General features: G+C 69.8%; 4 protein-coding genes. 1 reads left to right on the top strand and 3 read right to left on the bottom strand.

Annotated features, from left to right (window positions below; genetic code table 11):
• Window positions 1–140: hypothetical protein (locus AC2VOR_RS13150; RefSeq protein WP_486963920.1), on the top strand; the 140-nt coding region annotated here is incomplete at its 5' end.
• On the opposite strand, the gene AC2VOR_RS13155 is transcribed toward AC2VOR_RS13150, so the two are convergent.
• The 3 genes from AC2VOR_RS13155 to phoH2 all read right to left on the bottom strand — a co-directional run.
• Window positions 137–1582 carry an adenylate/guanylate cyclase domain-containing protein gene (locus AC2VOR_RS13155; protein WP_407685630.1) on the bottom strand — a complete coding sequence of 482 codons (1446 nt, stop codon included), beginning with the start codon at window positions 1580–1582 and terminating at the stop codon, window positions 137–139. The two genes, AC2VOR_RS13150 and AC2VOR_RS13155, sit on opposite strands and share 4 nt — an antisense overlap.
• Before the next feature lie 86 nt (window positions 1583–1668).
• A complete protein-coding gene (locus tag AC2VOR_RS13160; RefSeq protein WP_369737353.1) occupies window positions 1669–2544 on the bottom strand; it encodes a polysaccharide deacetylase family protein in 876 nt (291 codons plus the stop codon).
• A gap of 25 nt (window positions 2545–2569) precedes the next feature.
• A partial coding sequence (gene phoH2 / locus AC2VOR_RS13165) for an RNA 5'-3' helicase PhoH2 (protein ID WP_486963919.1) occupies window positions 2570–3840 on the bottom strand: 1271 nt, incomplete at its 5' end.

Raw genomic sequence — 3840 nt, forward strand, 5'->3', positions numbered from 1 at the left:
AGGAACGCAAGACCATTCGGCAGACCGTCATCGACCGCGGGCTGATCGGCGACAAGCTCTCGATCGAGGAGCTGGACCGCCGCCTCGACGTGTTGGCGATGGCCCGGGTCGAGGCCGAGGCCACCCCGGACGGGCCCTAACCCGCCGGCGCCGACACGTGGGTCGCCTCCGAGCGCCCGCGCAACACCGTGGAATAGCATTCGGCCCACCGCGCCCGTTCGGCCTCGCCGGCCTCCTCGACGGCCGCCGCCGAACACAGGATCCGCCGCTCGGAGGTCTTGGCCAGGTCGGCCAGCCGCGCCGCCTCGTTGACGGCGTCCCCGATCACCGTGTACTCGTAGCGGTTTTCGGCGCCGATGTTGCCGGCGAAGACGCGGCCTGCCGAGACCCCGATGCCGAAGTCGATCGGCAGCCGGCGCAGCTGGGTGCCCAGCGCGCGCGCCGTCGCCAGCGCGGCCGCCGCCGGTTCACTACTGCGCAGCGGCGCCCCGAAGACGGCCAGCGCGGCGTCACCCGCGAACTTGTTGACCAGCCCCTGATGTGCGTCGACCGCGTCCACGACGATCCGGAAGAAGTCGTTGAGCACGTCCGCGACCTCTTGCGGGGGGCGGCTTTCGGCGAGCTGCGTCGAGCCCACCAGGTCGATGAACAACACCGCCGCCTCCACGACGTCGCCGGACAGCGACGCGCCCTCCTGGATGGCCCGCTGCGCGACGTCCGCCCCGACGTGGCGCCCGAACAGGTCACGCAACCGGTCCCGCTCGGCGAGCCCGGCGACCATCCTGTTGAATCCTGATTGCAGACGGCCGATTTGGGAGCGCTCGTAGGCACCCACGTAGGTGTCGATGCGGCCGTGCTCCACTTCGGCCATCGCCTCCACCACGTCGCCCAGAGGATCGGAGATGGATCGCGACGTCAGGATCATCGTGGGCAGCCCCAGCAGCAGCGCGGCGAGCGACACCACCAGGATGGGCACGTCCAGCGAAGCCGACCTCGCGAAGAGCAATCCGTAGGACCGCAGCGCGACGAATGCCGCGATGACGCCGATGGGCAGCGCGCTACACAGGAACCACAGCATGATCAGTCGCGCGAACACACCGGGCACGGCCACCCGGGGCTCGCCGTTGCGGGTGGCGGCCACCATAATGGGCCGCACGATGCGTTGGGTGAGCAGCAGACCGGTGCCCGCGGTGGCCGGGCCGCCGAACAGCACGCCGAGCCCGATGGGCAGCAGCAGCGCCGCGCCGGCGGACCGGTTCAGCAGCAGCGATGTCCCGCCGGTCACCGCCCAAGCCCCGAACAGGATGATCGCCTGGTGGCGTGCGAGTTTCATCGCGGTGTCCCGCTGATCCGGATCGGGTTCGGACCCCGATGCGAACCACCGCAGCGTGGGAGCGAGGTTGAGCACGCCCGCCACGGCGACGCCGAGGGCGCCCAGCAGGCCCAGTACCACCACCGCCACCGCGTCGTGCCTGGCGAAGGACACCGAGGTGCGGCGCCCCAGCGGGATCAGGATGGCCGACGCGTCGAGCAGTCCGATGACGTAGGCCACGGCGAGGTCGGTCCCGTACTGAATCGACAGGCGGCGTGCGGACTTGCGCTGCCCCGCACCGGATGCCGCTGCCGTGCTCACGCTACAACGGTAGCCGCGCGCGGCCCGGCCGCGGGCTAGGCACCGTTGTTCGGCCCGCCCGAGTTCTGGCCCGGGATGTCGGTGATCGGGAAATTGGGCATCGGCTTGGGTGACGGTGTGTCGGGCAGCGCCGGGATCTCGCTCGCCGGGATGTCATGCAGGACGTTGGCCGGCGGCCCGTTCTCCCGGCTACCGTAGCTGCTGCCCGGCGCCCGCGGCCCCAGCAGTTCGCTGACCGTCACCATGCGGTAGCCGTTGGCCTTGAGTACCGGGATGAACTGGTATACCAAATCCACGGTGCTCGAGTAGGTGTCGTGGAACAGCACCACGGAGCCGGGCTTGACGTAGGTCATCAGCATTGCGCGCGTCGCAGCCGTGTTCGAGTCGTTCGCCCAGTCGAAAGGGATGACGTCCCAAAGGATTTCGGCCAAACCAAAACGAGCGGCGGTCCGGCGCACCGCGTCGTCGGACAGCCCCCCGGCGGGACGGTACAGCGCGGGCGTGCGGCCGGTCGCGGCACTGATCGCGTCGTTGGCCCTCGAGAACTGGCCGGCGATGTCCTGCGGGGGGATCGTCGTCATGTTGGGGTGTTCCCAGGTGTGGCTGCCGATCTCCATGCCGGCGTCGGCGATGCGCCTGGCCCCGGCCGGGTCGGCCGCCACCTTGTTGCCGATCAAAAAGAACGTCGCCTTGGCGTCGTTGTCCTTCAGGATTTTCAGCAGCCGGCCGTCGAACGGGCTCGGCCCGTCGTCGAACGTCAGCGCGACGCACTTGACCACCGCGCAACTGAGGTTCTCCGCGCGGGTGACGTGGCCGGTGAGGCCGCCGATGACCAGCACCGCGACGGCCGCCACGACGCCGAGAACGGTCCGCCAGTAGCGCCAGGCCTGGCTGTCGGGTCGTTTCGGCACGCTCGCAGCCTACCGTCCTGCGCGCTCAGTGCGGCCCGGCGATCTCCTCGAGCATCTCGGTGACCAGCGCGGCGATCGGTGAGCGCTCACTGCGCAGCAGCGTGATGTGGGCGAACAGCGGGTGGCCCTTGAGCTTCTCGATCACCGCCACGACCCCGTCGTGGCGGCCGACTCGCAGGTTGTCGCGCTGGGCGATGTCGTGGGTCAGCACCACCCGCGAGCCCGTGCCCAACCGGGACAACACCGTCAGCAGGACGTTGCGTTCCAGCGACTGGGCCTCGTCGACGATGACGAACGAGTCGTGCAGGGAGCGGCCGCGGATGTGGGTGAGCGGGAGCACCTCGAGCATGCCCCGGGAGAGCACCTCGTCGAGAACCGCCGGGCTGGCCAGGCCCTCGAGGGTGTCGAACACCGCCTGCGCCCACGGCCCCATCTTCTCGCTCTCGCTGCCCGGCAGGTAGCCCAGCTCCTGGCCGCCGACCGCGTAGAGCGGGCGGAACACCACCACCTTGCGGTGGGTCCGCCGTTCCAGCACGGCCTCCAGGCCCGCGCACAACGCCAGCGCGGACTTCCCGGTGCCGGCCTTGCCGCCCAGCGACACGATGCCCACCGACTCGTCGAGCAGCAGGTCGAGCGCGACCCGCTGCTCGGCGGAACGGCCGCGCAGCCCGAACACCTCGCGGTCACCGCGGACCAGCTGGACGCGTTTGGTGGCGGTGACCCGGCCGAGCGCATGCGAGCTGCCGCCAAGAAGCCGAATCCCGGTGTGGCACGGCAAATCCCGCGCCTCGGCCAAGTCGATCTCACCGTCGGCGAACAGCGTGTCGATGTCCTCGGCTGCGGTGTCGATCTCGTGCATCCCCGACCAGCCGGAGGTCACGACGTCCTGGGCGTGGTACTCGTCGGCGGGCAGGCCCACCGCAGCCGCCTTGACCCGAAGCGGAATATCCTTGCTGACCAACGTAACTCGTCGACCTTCGGCGGCGAGGTTGGCGGCGCAGCTCAGGATCCGGGAGTCGTTGCTGTCGGTGCGGAAGCCGGCCGGCAGCACCGAGGGATCGGTGTGGTTCAGCTCGACGTGCAGCGTACCACCTTGTGTCCCAACGGAAATAGGCTGATCGAGTCGTCCGTTCTCGAGGCGCAGGTCGTCGAACAGGCGCAACGCCTGACGCGCGAACCACCCCAGCTCGTGGTGGTGCCGTTTGGCCTCCAGTTCGCTGATCACCACCAGCGGAACCACCACCTCGTGCTCGGCGAACCGGCTGCACGCCCACGGGTCGGACAGCAGCACGGAGG

The organism is Mycobacterium sp. TH-M103 (assembly GCF_057473785.1).